We start from the raw sequence: 13,038 nt of genomic DNA on the forward strand, positions 1-13,038 counted from the left end.
TCTCAACTATAGTTAAAGTCAATACCTTAAAACATAAGTATAAATTACACAATAAATTATTTGTCATTATATAAACATTATGTTTATTGTTATTTTATTTAACTTTGTTCGAATATAGGAGGCGAGCGCATCCAAAAATGTTAAAGCCAATGAGAGACTGCACCAAAACCGGTCTAAAAATGTACCAGCCCACAGCCTGCTTTTGAGCGTATCGCATTTAATCGAACGCATGGCGTTCGCTTTATCTTTTTGTTTTTACGCATGTCGTTATCGGAAAACCGGTACCCACTTTTCCGCGACATGCTTTAGAACCGATCACGGTTGCCTCTAAAATAGGCTGCCGGGATTATACTGGATAATTATTCCGGCTGATTAATGCGCCGGTCGCCCCGTTGGGCGCACAAAGGTCGCTCTAACGGTTCTGTCGCAAAGTTTTCGTTTCAGTGCAGATGTGTTGGTGTGCTTGCTGATCAGAAGAGAGAGACAAGAGAAGTGATATGGTGGATTTCAAAGGAGCACATTTCCCCAAAAGTGTTCTCTTGCATGCCGTCTTCTTTTGCGTGCGCTATCCAGTCTCCTATCGTGACCTTCAGGAAATTCTGGCTGAACGCGGCATATCTATCGATCATGCAACCTTGAACCGGTGGGTTATACGCTACTCACCGCAGATCGCCGCACAGACTCAGCTGCGCAAGCGTCCTACGTCTCGCTCCTGGCGCGTTGATGAAACCTATATCAAAGTGAAGGGAAAATGGACGTATCTTTATCGCACTGTTGACCGGCTGGCCAAATCCTTGATTTCCTTTTGTCTGAACGTCGGGATTTGGTTACAGCACGGCGTTTCTTCAAGAAAACCATTGCAACTAACGGTGTTGCAGAGAGGGATGTCATTGACAAAAACGGGGCCAATCTGGCCGGATTGCAAGCCGTCAACACGATCCTGAAATTCACTGGTACAGGCGACCTAATTGAAATCAGGCAGATCAAATATCTCGATAACATCCTTGAGCAAGATCACCGCTTTATCAAACGGATCACCAAGCCGACAATGGGCTTCAAAGCGCTCCATTCCGCTTCAGCCACCATCGCAGGGATCGAGGTGGTACACATGATCCGTAAGAAGCAAGTCGTCAACGACAACCGTTCGCCATTACAGGCCTTGACCGAACTCGCAACATAACTACGCCCAGAGATAAGGACATTTCTACACGCCTCAAAACTTTGCGACAGAGCCTCTCGATCCGGTCAGCGGTGCGCTTTATGAAACCGTGCTGGAACAGCGCACTGCGCATCTCACGGCCAAAGAGGATAAGGTACCGCCGCCGCGCTCTTATTTTCCCGTGCGGGTCAAATCGGAGAAGTCCCGTGCGGATGCGGCCACCAGCAAGCGCGATCCGGAGCGTTAAGCACGTAAGCGCCGCCTGGGCGATATGGCGGCGCTATCGCCGTATGTCCGCGACCAGTTCACGGAAGGTGAATGCGCCGTGCTTTATATTGTCGCTGCCGATATCCGTGAACATGGTTCCTGCCGCTGCACCAACAAGCAAATCGGTGACCGTGCCGGTATGAAGCTGACATTGACCCGGAGCGCCTTGCGCAAAGCCCGCCAGCTCGGCTTGCTCAATATTCAGTACCGTGAGCAATGGCGCGGCAAAAACCTTGCCAACATCGTAACCATGGCCTGCGAGCGCTGGAAAGAGTGACTCGCCAGATTCCGCCCCAAACTTGGCTTTAATTTTCAGTCTAAGGCTGTCACAAAAACGGTGTCCTCAGAGACCTTCGGTACAAGTAAACAAAACGGATAGCCTGTTTCTGCTTAATCTTAGTCCAGAATAACCCTTATAATGGTTTTAGAATAAAAGCTCGTCGGATCCGCTGTGCCTAAACAAGCGGCATTTGTGCAGATTTTGACCGGTATTTTCAGGCGAACTGGCTGCAGACAGGAGCGGTTCCGGCTGCGGTGCAGTCAAGCATTCCTAGGATAAGCTGAAAATACGTGTAAAAACCGGTCACAAGATGATGACCAGCAACATTTACAATAACTTGCAATAAGCCGCATTCTAATCGTACAAAAAAGTTTAGGTTCGGGGACGAAAATTAAGTACTCTCAGACCATTGAAATCATTACGTAATTTTATGGCGGTCGGCTGCACCTTTTCTGGACAGCCATGTGACCGATTTTTACACGTATTTTCAATCTACCCGCTCCTCAATAAGACGAGCAAGAAAGTTTAGTGGCCGGCCTTAAAATCGGGCGTTGCGCCGCCGGATCGAATGCCGATTTTTTAGCGTTTTCTCAAGACTGTGATGTTGATTTCTATATCCTCCTTTTTACGGGCACACCAATTTCGCCACTGAGCATTAAGCGGACGCACATATACGATAGAGTGGTAAACCTTTGAATTGTAAAGGCTCTTTACGGAAGTGAGCATTGACGGACAAGACTGATCTACGCCCCACTTCGGAGATTTTGCATCATATAATCTGTCAAATACTGAATGACTTTCGACCGGAGGTCTGAACCGTTCAAGGAGCGATCAATGTACTGCAAACGGTTCGTCTAAATGTATATTCATGCCGGTTAATGTTCAGTGGCCATGATAGGAGGTGCATGCGCACAACCCTTTACCGAGGCGTCTAGCGTCTACAGATATTTCAAGGCCGTCATGCTCGCGTTATGAAAGCATACAATTTTTATAAGATTGAATCTGACAGTCTACTCTTGAGAGGAACCCCGATGTGCTTGAACACTCCTGCAGAGCCTTGCTCAAGCATATTTGAGCTCTTTGCGCTTCACGATTGTCTTCACTCTGTGCCAATGCGGCAGCAGGAATAGAAAGCATGAACAATAATGCTAAGTATTTATAAGTTTTCATTATAAATCTCCTTTATTGAGAGGGATATAATACAATGAAGTAATACAGGATTGTATCGCTATATGTTGCCCTTATAAGTTTCTGAACATTAAACGGCTACACATATACGGTAGAGGCACAAACAACTGAATTATAAAGATTTATCACGGAAATGAGCATTGATGTGACTGGGCTGATTTAGGTCCCACTTCAGAAATTTGGGATCATATAATCCGTCAAATAAGGGGTATGAACCAGAACCCCATAAAATTCTGCGCCCTGATTTGGGTATACCCTGTGTGAACTAGGCATAACCGGTGCCACTTGGTTAATTTTGCTACTTCAACAAGACCAATACACCCAAATGACCTGAACAGTGCTCTGTTGCAAAAAATGCAGCTGTCAAGGAAGGCCCCTCGTTCCCTGCTGTCAAGCGGTCTGACCTTGTAGATTCTGGGCGAGCATTTCCACGGCTTCTGCCAACACGCTCTGCCCGATACCAAAAGCGCGTTCAACGATACGCGCTTCCCCGCGGATGTCTCGTGTCAGGTTGAAAATAGCAGCCTGACCCTTGCGCAACGCCCGTATGACCTTGAAGCCCTTGATTGTCGCATATGCCGTCTTCAACATCTTGAACCCTCTGACCGGTTTGATCAGCTGCTTCAGCTTGCCGTGGTCAGCCTCGACGACATTGTTCAGGTATTTGACCTGCCGATGCACCAGTTCATCAGGGCATCTGCCTTCGGCCTTCAACTGCGCGATGGCAATCCCGTAGGTTGGTGCTTTGTCAGTGTTGATGACACGCGGCGTTTCCCAGTCTTTCAAGCCGTTCAAAGCCTTCCCCAAAAAGCGCTTGGCTGCTTTGGCGTTACGCGTCAGAGACAGGTAAAAATCGATCGTGTTGCCGAATTTGTCGACGGCTCGGTAAAGATAAGTCCATTGTCCCCAGACTTTCACATAGCATTTCCAGCAAAAGTGCGTAGCGGTTTTGCGTCGGATAATACGAAAAAACAAGGAGATAGAGCATTTCCAATGATTTAAGAAAAACAGGAAATGCTCTAGGTTTCATCAACCCGCCAGCTTGTTGACTGTGGTCGGCGCCAATGCCAGCGCAGCCGTTTTCAATCTCCGGCGCGTATTTCTGGACCCAGCGATAAATCGTGGAATGATCGACGGGCACACCGCGCTCACCCATCATCTGTTCAAGATCGCGATAGCTGATCCCATACCGGCAACACCACCGCACCGCCTATAAAATCACGTCACCCTGAAAATAGCACCACTTGAAATCGCTCATCAACAGTCTCGCTGAAAATTGTCAGCACTCTTGCGGACATCGGCAAAATTTTTGCAACAGAGCCGTTCAGAGCGTATCCACACCAAATGTTTCGGAAAAATTATATGGATTTACCAGTCGTAAGGTTGTTGGATTTGTCATATCAGTAAAAGTCACCATAAGCGGCCATTGATAATCCGGCACAACGATTACACCTTGTGCACGGCCTCACTGTTTACTTACTTCTTAAAAAAGCTCTTCAGTGGCCGATCGCCTTTTCAATCCGGCGATACTCGCAGAAGCAACAGTTTCTAAATAATCTGATTTTTCGGGGTGCTTTATTAAAGCAAACAGATATCGACCATCTCCCAAATCAACAACTACCGCCTCACCCAGTTGCTTCCTGTTCCATCCCAAGCCACCCAAATCAATAAGGTATCCAGTCCACTCCGCGGCACTGACAGAGGCACCTGAGACCGGTCCTGAAGGAGGATCGACTACAACTGTCATTTTTCGATACCATGAATAAGTTGGGTATCTATACTTATAACCAACAAAAAGAACTGCTACGGCAACAAAAATTCAATGAAAATCTTCAAACTCTTACATCCTCGGTAGACATTTTACGCCCAGATATTCTTTAAAAAATCTTAACACTCGAATATTTATGATCTACTTTCGAGAAGATTTATAATAAGAATAGAGAAAAGATATAAATAAATACGAAACTGCACGGTTCTTATCGAAAAAACATCACATGTTAAGAGCGTTCACATGCGCGTATATATGCATATAAAACAATCAACAAAACTAACATCACCGGAACCAAGCATCATAAAATGTTCAAATAGTTTTAAAAAAATCACAAGAAACTGTCACTGACCTGTTATCTGCCGCTGTTAGGTGCCTGCTCAAATAACCCGATGAGATGAAATTCATCTTGAACAGGAGAGCGCCTGATGGCCTTTGACAATAAGACATCCACCCGCACTGCATTCCCGCTCAGCCGCCGCACATTTCTGCGTGGTACAGCCGCCACTGCCCTGAGCATGCCGTTTGTTCTGCGTGCCGGTGATGCTCTGTCCTCCTCCGGTAACCTGCGTATTGCGGCCTGGGCCGGTTATGTCTCGCCGGAAATGCTTGCTGCTTTTGAAAAAGCCACAGGCATCAAAGCTACCTACACCGCTTATGGCACCAATGATGAAATTCTCAACCTGATGAAAGTCAATCAGGGTCAGGGTTTTGATGTCATCTGGCCGGCGCTTGACCGCGTACCGAATTATGTTGAAGCCTCGCTCATCGCACCGATTGATGAGAGCAAAGTGGAATGGGATCGTTGCATCGACAGCGCTTTGAAGAGCTCTGAAAAACTCGGCGCGGTTGTTGATGGCAAGCGCTATCAGGTACCGACAGATTGGGGCACGGAAGCAATTGCTTTCAACACGGAAAAATCGCCGCTTGTTTATGGTGAAGCATCTTATAGCGACCTATGGAAGCCGGAAATGGCTGGTAAAGCCACTGTTCGCGGCCATTCCGCACTCGTTGGTCTCGGCCTGTGGCTGGAAGCTGAAGGCAAACTGCCACGCCCGCTGCTGGAAAGCTTTGCCAGCGAAGAAGCGATGCGCGCCAATTATGATGTGATCCTTAAAGAAGCGATTGCCCGTAAAGGTAATATTGCTCAGTTCTGGGCAAACCAGAATGAAGCACAGGGCGCTTTCCTCACCAATGGTTGCATCATCGGTCAGACATGGGATTCAACTGCGGCCGGTTTGAAAGAACAGGGACAGCCGGTCAGCTATATCTCGCCGAAAGAAGGCGCACTGGCATGGATGGAAGGTGTCTCATTGCCGGTCGGCGCCGAGAATATCGATCAGGCCTATGCCTTTATGAACTGGATGCTCACACCGGAAGCCGGTGCGATGTATGCAAGCCATGCCAAGGTTAACACCACTGCTAAGGGCGCAGAAGCGCTGCTGCCGGAAGCTGACAAAGCATTCTTTGCCGCTGCCTATCCTAAAGATGCACTGGACAAGCTGTGGTGGTGGCCAATTCAGGAAAGCTGGTTTGTCGAACTGCGCTCTGAATATCAGGATCAGTTCCTCGGCGCATAAACCGGATAACAGATACGGTTTTGCCTGTATCTGTGAAAACCTCCCCCCGCCTTCTGCCAAAACGCCGGTTTGCACTTAAAACTGCAAACCGGCGTCATTTAAAAATGAGAATTCCCTATGACAAACGCAGTCAGCCTTCAGAATGTCGAGATGCGATTTGCAGCCACGACCGCTGTTAAATCAATGTCTCTGGATGTTCGCTCCGGTGAGTTTTTTTCCATTCTGGGGCCTTCCGGCTGCGGAAAAACGACCCTGCTGCGTATGGTCTCGGGCTTTTTACAGCCGAGTTCCGGCAAAATCTTAATTAATGGTCAGGATATGACCCATGTTCCGGCCAATCGCCGCCCGACTGCGATGATCTTTCAGTCTCTTGCATTATTTCCGCTGATGCCGGTCTGGGAAAATATCGCCTTTGGTCTTGAAGTGCGCTGTGTCAGCAAAGCGCAGCGCCGCCGTGAAGCAGACCGCCTTCTGGAGCTGATTGCTCTGCCCGGCTACGGTGATCGTATGCCGCATGAATTATCGGGCGGGCAGCGTCAGCGTGTCGCCATTGCCCGCGCTCTGGCTATTGAGCCGCAGGTATTGCTGCTGGATGAGCCGTTGTCCGCGCTTGATCTGAAGCTGCGCCAGCATATGCGTGCCGAGCTTCGTGAATTGCAAAAACGTACCGGCGTGACTTTCATTTACATCACCCATGACCAGTCTGAAGCCCTTGCCATGTCTGACCGCATTGCGGTGATGAATGCCGGCCGGTTGCAGCAGGTCGGCGCACCGATCGATCTTTACACCAAGCCTGCGACCTCATTTGTCGCTGAATTCGTGGGCGAGAATAATATTGTCTCCGGTACTGTGGTTGATACTTTTGACGATTTTGTTGTGCTGGAAGGTATCCATGGCCGTTTTATCGGCCGCCGTGGTGCAGTCTTGCAGCGCAACCAGAAAGCACGCCTCTATGTGCGCCCAGAAGCGCTGACTTTGGACGCCGCTGAAGAAGATAACAAGCTCACCGTTGTCTCAAAACGCTTTGATTTTGAAGGTTCTTTTGCCACTGCCCACACGGTTCTGCACCATGAGCAGTCACCTCTGAATATGCAGGTCACCATACCGCATAAGAAACTGCATCAGGTGCCTGAAATCGGCAGCAGCTTTACAACCGGCTTTTCCAAACAAGACGCGGTGGTGCTGGCACATGACTGAGATCTATCAACGCTTCGGCAAAACACTCGGCACAATTTTCATCGCTATTGTTACGTTCTGGCTGCTGTGTCTGGTGCTAATCCCTAATCTGACCATGCTGGATTTTGCGCTGCGCCCTAACCTGCCGCCCTCACAACTGGGCGGAGAAAAAGACGTCTATTCCGCTGATAATTTTCTCTATTTGTGGAACCACCGCAGCCACAGCGCTATCTTTCTGAAAACAATCTGGTCGAGCGCTTTTGTGACCCTGACCACTTTTGTGCTGTGCTATCCGCTGGCCTATTGGCTGGCGCAGGTTGCCAGCATGCGCAAAACCGCCTTTGTGCTCGTTATTCTCATGATCCCTTATATGATGAATGAAGTGCTGCGCGGGCTGGCATGGTTTATCATTCTGGCTTTTGAAGGCCCGCTGAACGCGATCCTGCTGAACCTCGGTCTGCTGGATGAGCCGGTGCGTTGGTATGGTGACGGCGGTGTGCTGGCCGGTATGGCCTATGCCTATCTGCTGTTTATGCTGTTCCCGATGTATAATTTGATCAGCACGCTCGACCATGCCCAGATTGATGCTGCGCATGATATGGGGGCAAGTGCATGGCGCATCCATCGCCGCATTGTCCTGCCCCATGCCAAAGTTGGTATTGCAACAGGTTGTGTCTTCACATTCATGCTGTCTGCAGGCAGTTATATGGCACCGGCCCTTCTGGGTGCACCGGGTAGTCGTTGGTTTACCCAGCTGATCTATGACTGGTTCTTTGAAAGCGGCAACTGGAACCGCGGTGCGGCCTATGCTGTCACTTTGCTGGTTCTATGTATGTTTGTGGTGCTGGGCACGCTGCGCCTGTTCCGCGTTAATCTTGCGAGTGCCGTCAAATGAGTAATGTTCAGTCTATTTCGGGTCAGGCCGCAAGTTACAATCAGCGTTTTTATCAGCCGACATGGCTGCAACGCCTCAGCGACAGGCTGCCGCGCATTGGTTTTGCGCTCTATATGCTGTTATTTTTCACCTATCTGATGTTGCCGCTTGGTATTCTTGCAGCCGCAACCTTTAACAGCAGCAGCTTTCCCACAATTACGCCATGGCTTGGCACCACCCTTCAATGGGTGGATGCCATGTTCAAAGATACGCAAATGTGGACTGCATTGGGCAAATCCCTGCTGATTGCCGCAGGTGTAATCGCGATTTCCTTGCCGGTAGGTACTGCGGCCGCTCTTATTCTGACCAGCCTGCACGGGCGTTCGCGTAATTTTCTCTATGCTTTGATGGTGTCGCCCCTGCTCACACCCGGTGTGGTGATCGGTATTGCCACATTGCTGTTCTGGCGCAAAACAGGGATCAGCGGCGGTCTTTTCTTGACCATTCTTGCACAATCCAGTTTCATTATTTCGTTTGTGATGCTGATGATTGCCGCACGGTTGCAGCGCTTTGACCGCACGATGGAAGATGCCGCGCTCAGTCTCGGTGCTTCCCGCGCCTATGTGTTCCGCCGCATTCTGCTGCCCTATCTGCGTCCGTCATTGCTGGCAGCGTCATGTATCGCGTTTCTACAATCCTTTGAGAATTACAACACAACCCTGTTCGTGCGCGGTACTGAAACGCCCCTCACCATCTTTATCGCCGCCAAAGTCCGTGCAGGTCTTACACCTGCTGTTAATGCTCTCGGCTTAACGATGATGATACTGACGATTGGTGGTGCAATCGGCTGGGAGATCGCCCGTCGCAGAAAACGCTCATAGGCTGTTGATACGGGGCGTGGTTCAAAAAATATGCTGCGTCCCCTGCTCTTACTTTCCATAATCTGTTCAGTGCTTTCCGTCTCTGAACAGAAACCAAACAAGGTTGCAGAAAAACCGGGACTATCCATAAAACCTGTGATGCGATAGAAACGCGGAAGAGCGCGGTTTTCAAAACAGACAGGGATCAGTTATGAACAATAAAAGCTATTTTACCGGCGGAGTGTTCAATGTATTCTGATATTGAGATTGCCCGCGCAGCCCAAAAGCGCCCGATCATTGAAATTGCCGCGAAACTGAATCTCGGGTCTGATGATCTGCTGCCTTATGGCCATGATAAAGCAAAACTGACCCATAATGTGGTGAACAGGCTTAAATCCGGCCGCAAGGGCAAGCTTATTCTGGTCACTTCGATCAATCCGACACCAGCCGGAGAAGGCAAAACCACAACCTCTGTAGGGCTGGGCGATGCACTGAACAAAATCGGCAAGAAAGCGGTCATTTGTCTGCGTGAGCCAAGCCTCGGGCCAAATTTTGGCATGAAAGGCGGCGCGGCAGGGGGCGGAAAATCACAAGTCATTCCGATGGAAGATATTAATCTTCATTTTACCGGCGATTTTCACGCAATCAGCAGTGCTAATAATCTGCTCGCCGCAATGATCGACAACCATATCCATTGGGGTAACAGCTTAAGATTTGATACACGTCGTATCAGCTGGCGGCGCGTGGTTGATATGAATGACCGCGCTTTGCGGGATATAACCATTGCACTCGGCGGCCCTTCCAACGGTTATCCGCGCGAATCCGGATTTGATATTTCGGTTGCTTCCGAGGTTATGGCGATCCTCTGCCTTGCGGAGGATCTGACTGATCTGAAAGCACGTCTGGCGCGGATTATTGTCGGTTATAATCTTGATAAACAACCGATTACGGCCGCAGATTTGAAGGCCGACGGGGCTATGACGGCGCTGCTGAAAGATGCATTGCAACCAAATTTGGTGCAGACAATTGAAAATAATCCCGTGCTTATTCACGGCGGGCCATTTGCCAATATTGCGCATGGTTGCAACAGTGTTATCGCGACGAAAACAGCGCTGGCACTTGGTGATTATGTGGTGACCGAGGCTGGTTTTGGCGCTGATCTTGGTGCTGAAAAGTTTTTCAATATCAAATGCCGCAAAGCCGGACTGAGCCCTGATGCCGTTGTTGTTGTCGCAACAATCCGTGCATTGAAAATGAATGGCGGCGTGCCAAAAAGTGAGCTTGGCAGCGGCAATGCAGAAGCATTAAAAAAAGGCTCAAGCAATCTCATCCGGCATATCCGCAATGTCCAAAAATTTGGCCTGCCGGTCGTGGTCGCGATCAACCATTTCGCTACCGACACGCATGAAGAAATCGCTGTACTTAATGATGTTTGCAACGAGGCCGGTGTTAAAGCTATTCTCTGCCGGCATTGGTCAGAAGGCGGTGCGGGTGCAGAAGACCTCGCCTATGAAGTTGCAAAACTTGCCGATAATAATGATGCCGAGTTGCAGCTGCTTTATGAGGACAACCTTCCTCTGTGGGAGAAAATCCAGACAGTAGCGCGCGAAATCTATGGTGCAGAACAGGCCAGAGCAGAACCGGCAGTTCTGAAACAGCTTGAGCAATGGGAGCGCGACGGGTTTGGGCATTTGCCTGTCTGCATGGCGAAAACGCAGTATAGCTTTTCCGTTGATCCGACCGCTTTAGGCGCACCTTCAGGCCATATCGTTCCTGTCCGTGAAGTCAAACTCTCTGCCGGAGCCGGTTTTATTGTCGCTATTTGCGGGAATATTATGACCATGCCTGGCCTGCCGAGAACACCGGCTGCAGAACATATCGGGCTTAATCACAATAATGAAATTCAGGGATTATTCTAAATCTTTGCCTGCATAAAATTCAACGCCTGCCTGTGTAAACGCACCGGCAGGCGTTGAAAACTATAAGTCAGATATCACACATTATGGTATCCGATAACAAACCTATTTATTACATAATTTTTATTCCAAGCAGTTTCCCTGATAAAACCCTATGCGCCAGCCAGGCCATTCTGCTCTTCGATATTTTGTTTATGTCAGCTCAATTTATTCAAAAATCCGGAGCCCTTGCTCAATCGGACAGGGGGCAATTTGACCTTCGTTAAAACCGGAAAAAGAGCAGACACAATACACACAGACAGCTTGTATCCCGCATAAAACTTACGCAATCGCAGCACATTTCAAAGCCGGGAGTCTGCACTCGGCGTCACGTTCAAAATTATATTCAACTGTATTTAAGAGAGATATGAGGATGTCTGAGAACTACAATATATCTCTCAAATTTATAGAAACCTGTGATAAATACAGTGAAAACCTGTTCTATTCTGACAGGTCGGCAGATTTAACCTATGGTGAAATGCGCACCATGGTCATCAATCTGGCTGGTTTTATTTCTCAGAGAAACAATCTCAAGAAAGTTGGCATCCTCGGCACAAAAAGTCCAGAAGCCTATGCAGGTATTCTTGCAGCTGGTTATGCAGGCGCTACTTATGTGCCGCTTAATCTGAAATGGACAGAGCACAGAATAGTGCAACTGCTCGAAGCATTGCAGTTGGACGCGCTCATTGTGGACAAGCAAGGGCTTGCCCTGCTCACTCCGGCGGCTTTAAGCGCCGCTCCGGATATGATTATTGTACCAAGTGATGAAGATATTATCCCTGCCCGCCCCGCACAAAACATCACTGCATTCTCCGGTCTTAAAGCGGCTCAACTTCCGGAGCCTGCCTTCGTCAGCAAACAAGATCTGGCCTATATTATCTTCACTTCCGGTACGACGGGACTGCCGAAAGGCGTTATGATCTCAGCCGGAGCGCTTGAAAGTTATATTGAGCAGGCCAAACTTTGGACACAGCTGACCCCTCAGGACAGGCTTGCCGAAACATGCGATGTGACTTTTGATTTAAGCGTCCATAATCTTTTTTTATGTGTTGATGCGGGTGCGTCACTGCATATTCTCTCGTCACTGGAGATGCTGGCACCAAGCCGCTTTATCCGTGAGCGTTCTATTACAGTCTGGATGTCTGTCCCCACTCTGGCAGCGATGATGCGCAAAAGCGGGGCTCTCAAACCGGATAGTTTGCCGACACTCCGCTCATCCATTTTCTGCGGGGAACCTCTGCCGGTCGCAACTGTTGAGGCATGGTCAAAAGCAGCGCCTGACAGCATGATTGATAATATTTACGGTCCGACCGAAGGAACAGTCATCTGCCTGCGTTATCGGGTGCAGTCTGATCCGGTCATAACCCCCGGCCGTGATATTATTGCGATCGGCACACCTTATCCGTCCATGCAAGTTGCGGTTCTTGACGCTCAGCAGCGCCCTCTTCCAAACGGGCAGATTGGTGAAATTGCGCTCTGTGGCCCCCAGCTCGCTGAAGGCTATTTCACTTATGCCAATACCAGCCAAACAGACCGTTTTCGTGAGATTGAAGGCCAGCGTTGGTATCTGACCGGAGACTTGGGGATGTGTGATGACAACGGTATTTATCACCATCTTGGCCGCACGGATAACCAGATCAAGCTCAAGGGTAACCGCATTGAGCTGGAAGAAGTTGAAGCACATCTCAGACATGCGGCACAAAGCGAAATGGTTGCCGTTATCGCCTGGCCGGTTATCGAGAATTCCGTTCAGGGATTGGTTGCGTTCTGCACCAGCCCGCTAAAAGAAAACGAGATAAAATCTGCGCTGCTCAAAAATCTGCCCCGCTATATGGTGCCGGAAAATATTCACATACGGGATGCGCTCCCCGTGAATATCAACGGCAAAGTTGACCGCAAACAACTCCTTGAACAAATGTAATCTTTTCCTG

10 protein-coding genes and 2 pseudogenes are annotated in these 13,038 nt (G+C 49.1%); 9 read left to right on the forward strand and 3 right to left on the reverse strand.

Features of this window, described 5'->3' with window-relative positions; genetic code table 11:
* Nucleotides 1–497: 497 nt before the first annotated feature.
* From F7P81_RS11455 to F7P81_RS11460, 3 genes and pseudogenes are all read left to right on the forward strand, one after another.
* Nucleotides 498–1,180: pseudogene (locus F7P81_RS11455) on the forward strand (IS6 family transposase).
* 88 nt (nucleotides 1,181–1,268) lie between these two features.
* On the forward strand, nucleotides 1,269–1,406 hold the full coding sequence (locus F7P81_RS17110) for a hypothetical protein (RefSeq protein ID WP_170265263.1): 138 nt from the start codon (nucleotides 1,269–1,271) through the stop codon (nucleotides 1,404–1,406).
* Nucleotides 1,407–1,430: 24 nt separating this feature from the next.
* Nucleotides 1,431–1,703 carry a hypothetical protein gene (locus F7P81_RS11460; RefSeq protein WP_151159604.1) on the forward strand — a complete coding sequence of 91 codons (273 nt, stop codon included), beginning with the start codon at nucleotides 1,431–1,433 and terminating at the stop codon, nucleotides 1,701–1,703.
* A 972-nt stretch (nucleotides 1,704–2,675) separates the two neighbouring features.
* On the opposite strand, the gene F7P81_RS11465 is transcribed toward F7P81_RS11460, so the two are convergent.
* The 3 genes and pseudogenes from F7P81_RS11465 to F7P81_RS11480 all read right to left on the reverse strand — a co-directional run bounded on the left by F7P81_RS11465 (nucleotide 2,676) and on the right by F7P81_RS11480 (nucleotide 4,641).
* Nucleotides 2,676–2,876 (reverse strand): hypothetical protein, encoded by a 201-nt coding sequence (locus F7P81_RS11465; protein ID WP_151159605.1) that lies wholly within the window; start codon nucleotides 2,874–2,876, stop codon nucleotides 2,676–2,678.
* A gap of 408 nt (nucleotides 2,877–3,284) precedes the next feature.
* Nucleotides 3,285–4,101: pseudogene (locus F7P81_RS17275) on the reverse strand (IS6 family transposase).
* Between the two features lie 276 nt (nucleotides 4,102–4,377).
* The gene (locus tag F7P81_RS11480) at nucleotides 4,378–4,641 is read right to left on the reverse strand and encodes a hypothetical protein (protein WP_151159606.1); all 264 of its coding nucleotides are present in this window, start codon (nucleotides 4,639–4,641) and stop codon (nucleotides 4,378–4,380) included.
* Nucleotides 4,642–5,090: 449 nt separating this feature from the next.
* On the opposite strand from F7P81_RS11480, the gene F7P81_RS11485 reads away from it, so the two are divergent.
* The 6 genes from F7P81_RS11485 to F7P81_RS11510 all read left to right on the forward strand — a co-directional run bounded on the left by F7P81_RS11485 (nucleotide 5,091) and on the right by F7P81_RS11510 (nucleotide 13,028).
* Entirely contained in the window at nucleotides 5,091–6,242 is a 1,152-nt protein-coding gene (locus F7P81_RS11485) for an extracellular solute-binding protein (RefSeq protein WP_151159607.1), read from the forward strand.
* A gap of 117 nt (nucleotides 6,243–6,359) precedes the next feature.
* Nucleotides 6,360–7,439 (forward strand): ABC transporter ATP-binding protein, encoded by a 1,080-nt coding sequence (locus tag F7P81_RS11490; protein ID WP_151159608.1) that lies wholly within the window; start codon nucleotides 6,360–6,362, stop codon nucleotides 7,437–7,439.
* Nucleotides 7,432–8,313: an ABC transporter permease gene (locus tag F7P81_RS11495; protein ID WP_151159609.1), complete on the forward strand. Its 882-nt coding sequence runs from the start codon at nucleotides 7,432–7,434 to the stop codon at nucleotides 8,311–8,313. The genes F7P81_RS11490 and F7P81_RS11495 overlap by 8 nt, the downstream gene beginning before the upstream one ends.
* Nucleotides 8,310–9,173 (forward strand): ABC transporter permease, encoded by an 864-nt coding sequence (locus tag F7P81_RS11500; protein ID WP_116088257.1) that lies wholly within the window; start codon nucleotides 8,310–8,312, stop codon nucleotides 9,171–9,173. Before F7P81_RS11495 ends, F7P81_RS11500 begins: the two co-directional genes overlap by 4 nt.
* 227 nt (nucleotides 9,174–9,400) lie before the next feature.
* Nucleotides 9,401–11,071, forward strand: coding sequence for a formate--tetrahydrofolate ligase (locus F7P81_RS11505; RefSeq protein WP_151159610.1), 1,671 nt, complete (start codon nucleotides 9,401–9,403; stop codon nucleotides 11,069–11,071).
* Nucleotides 11,072–11,480: 409 nt separating this feature from the next.
* Complete coding sequence (locus F7P81_RS11510) at nucleotides 11,481–13,028, forward strand: AMP-binding protein (RefSeq protein WP_170265264.1); 1,548 nt, start codon at nucleotides 11,481–11,483, stop codon at nucleotides 13,026–13,028.
* The last annotated feature ends 10 nt before the right edge of the window (nucleotides 13,029–13,038 follow it).

The sequence above is a fragment of the Pseudochrobactrum saccharolyticum genome, from assembly GCF_008801715.1.
In the GTDB taxonomy this organism is placed as follows: Bacteria; Pseudomonadota; Alphaproteobacteria; order Rhizobiales; family Rhizobiaceae; genus Pseudochrobactrum; species Pseudochrobactrum saccharolyticum.

Excerpts from the sequence above, each read along its gene's own strand:
- F7P81_RS11480 (WP_151159606.1), bottom strand. The coding sequence starts at position 4,641 with ATGACAGTTGTAGTCGATCCTCCTTCAGGACCGGTCTCAGGTGCCTCT.
- F7P81_RS11495 (WP_151159609.1), top strand. The coding sequence starts at position 7,432 with ATGACTGAGATCTATCAACGCTTCGGCAAAACACTCGGCACAATTTTC.
- F7P81_RS11490 (WP_151159608.1), top strand. The coding sequence starts at position 6,360 with ATGACAAACGCAGTCAGCCTTCAGAATGTCGAGATGCGATTTGCAGCC.
- F7P81_RS11465 (WP_151159605.1), bottom strand. The coding sequence starts at position 2,876 with ATGAAAACTTATAAATACTTAGCATTATTGTTCATGCTTTCTATTCCT.
- F7P81_RS11460 (WP_151159604.1), top strand. The coding sequence starts at position 1,431 with ATGGCGGCGCTATCGCCGTATGTCCGCGACCAGTTCACGGAAGGTGAA.
- F7P81_RS11505 (WP_151159610.1), top strand. The coding sequence starts at position 9,401 with ATGTATTCTGATATTGAGATTGCCCGCGCAGCCCAAAAGCGCCCGATC.
- F7P81_RS11485 (WP_151159607.1), top strand. The coding sequence starts at position 5,091 with ATGGCCTTTGACAATAAGACATCCACCCGCACTGCATTCCCGCTCAGC.
- F7P81_RS11510 (WP_170265264.1), top strand. The coding sequence starts at position 11,481 with ATGTCTGAGAACTACAATATATCTCTCAAATTTATAGAAACCTGTGAT.
- F7P81_RS11500 (WP_116088257.1), top strand. The coding sequence starts at position 8,310 with ATGAGTAATGTTCAGTCTATTTCGGGTCAGGCCGCAAGTTACAATCAG.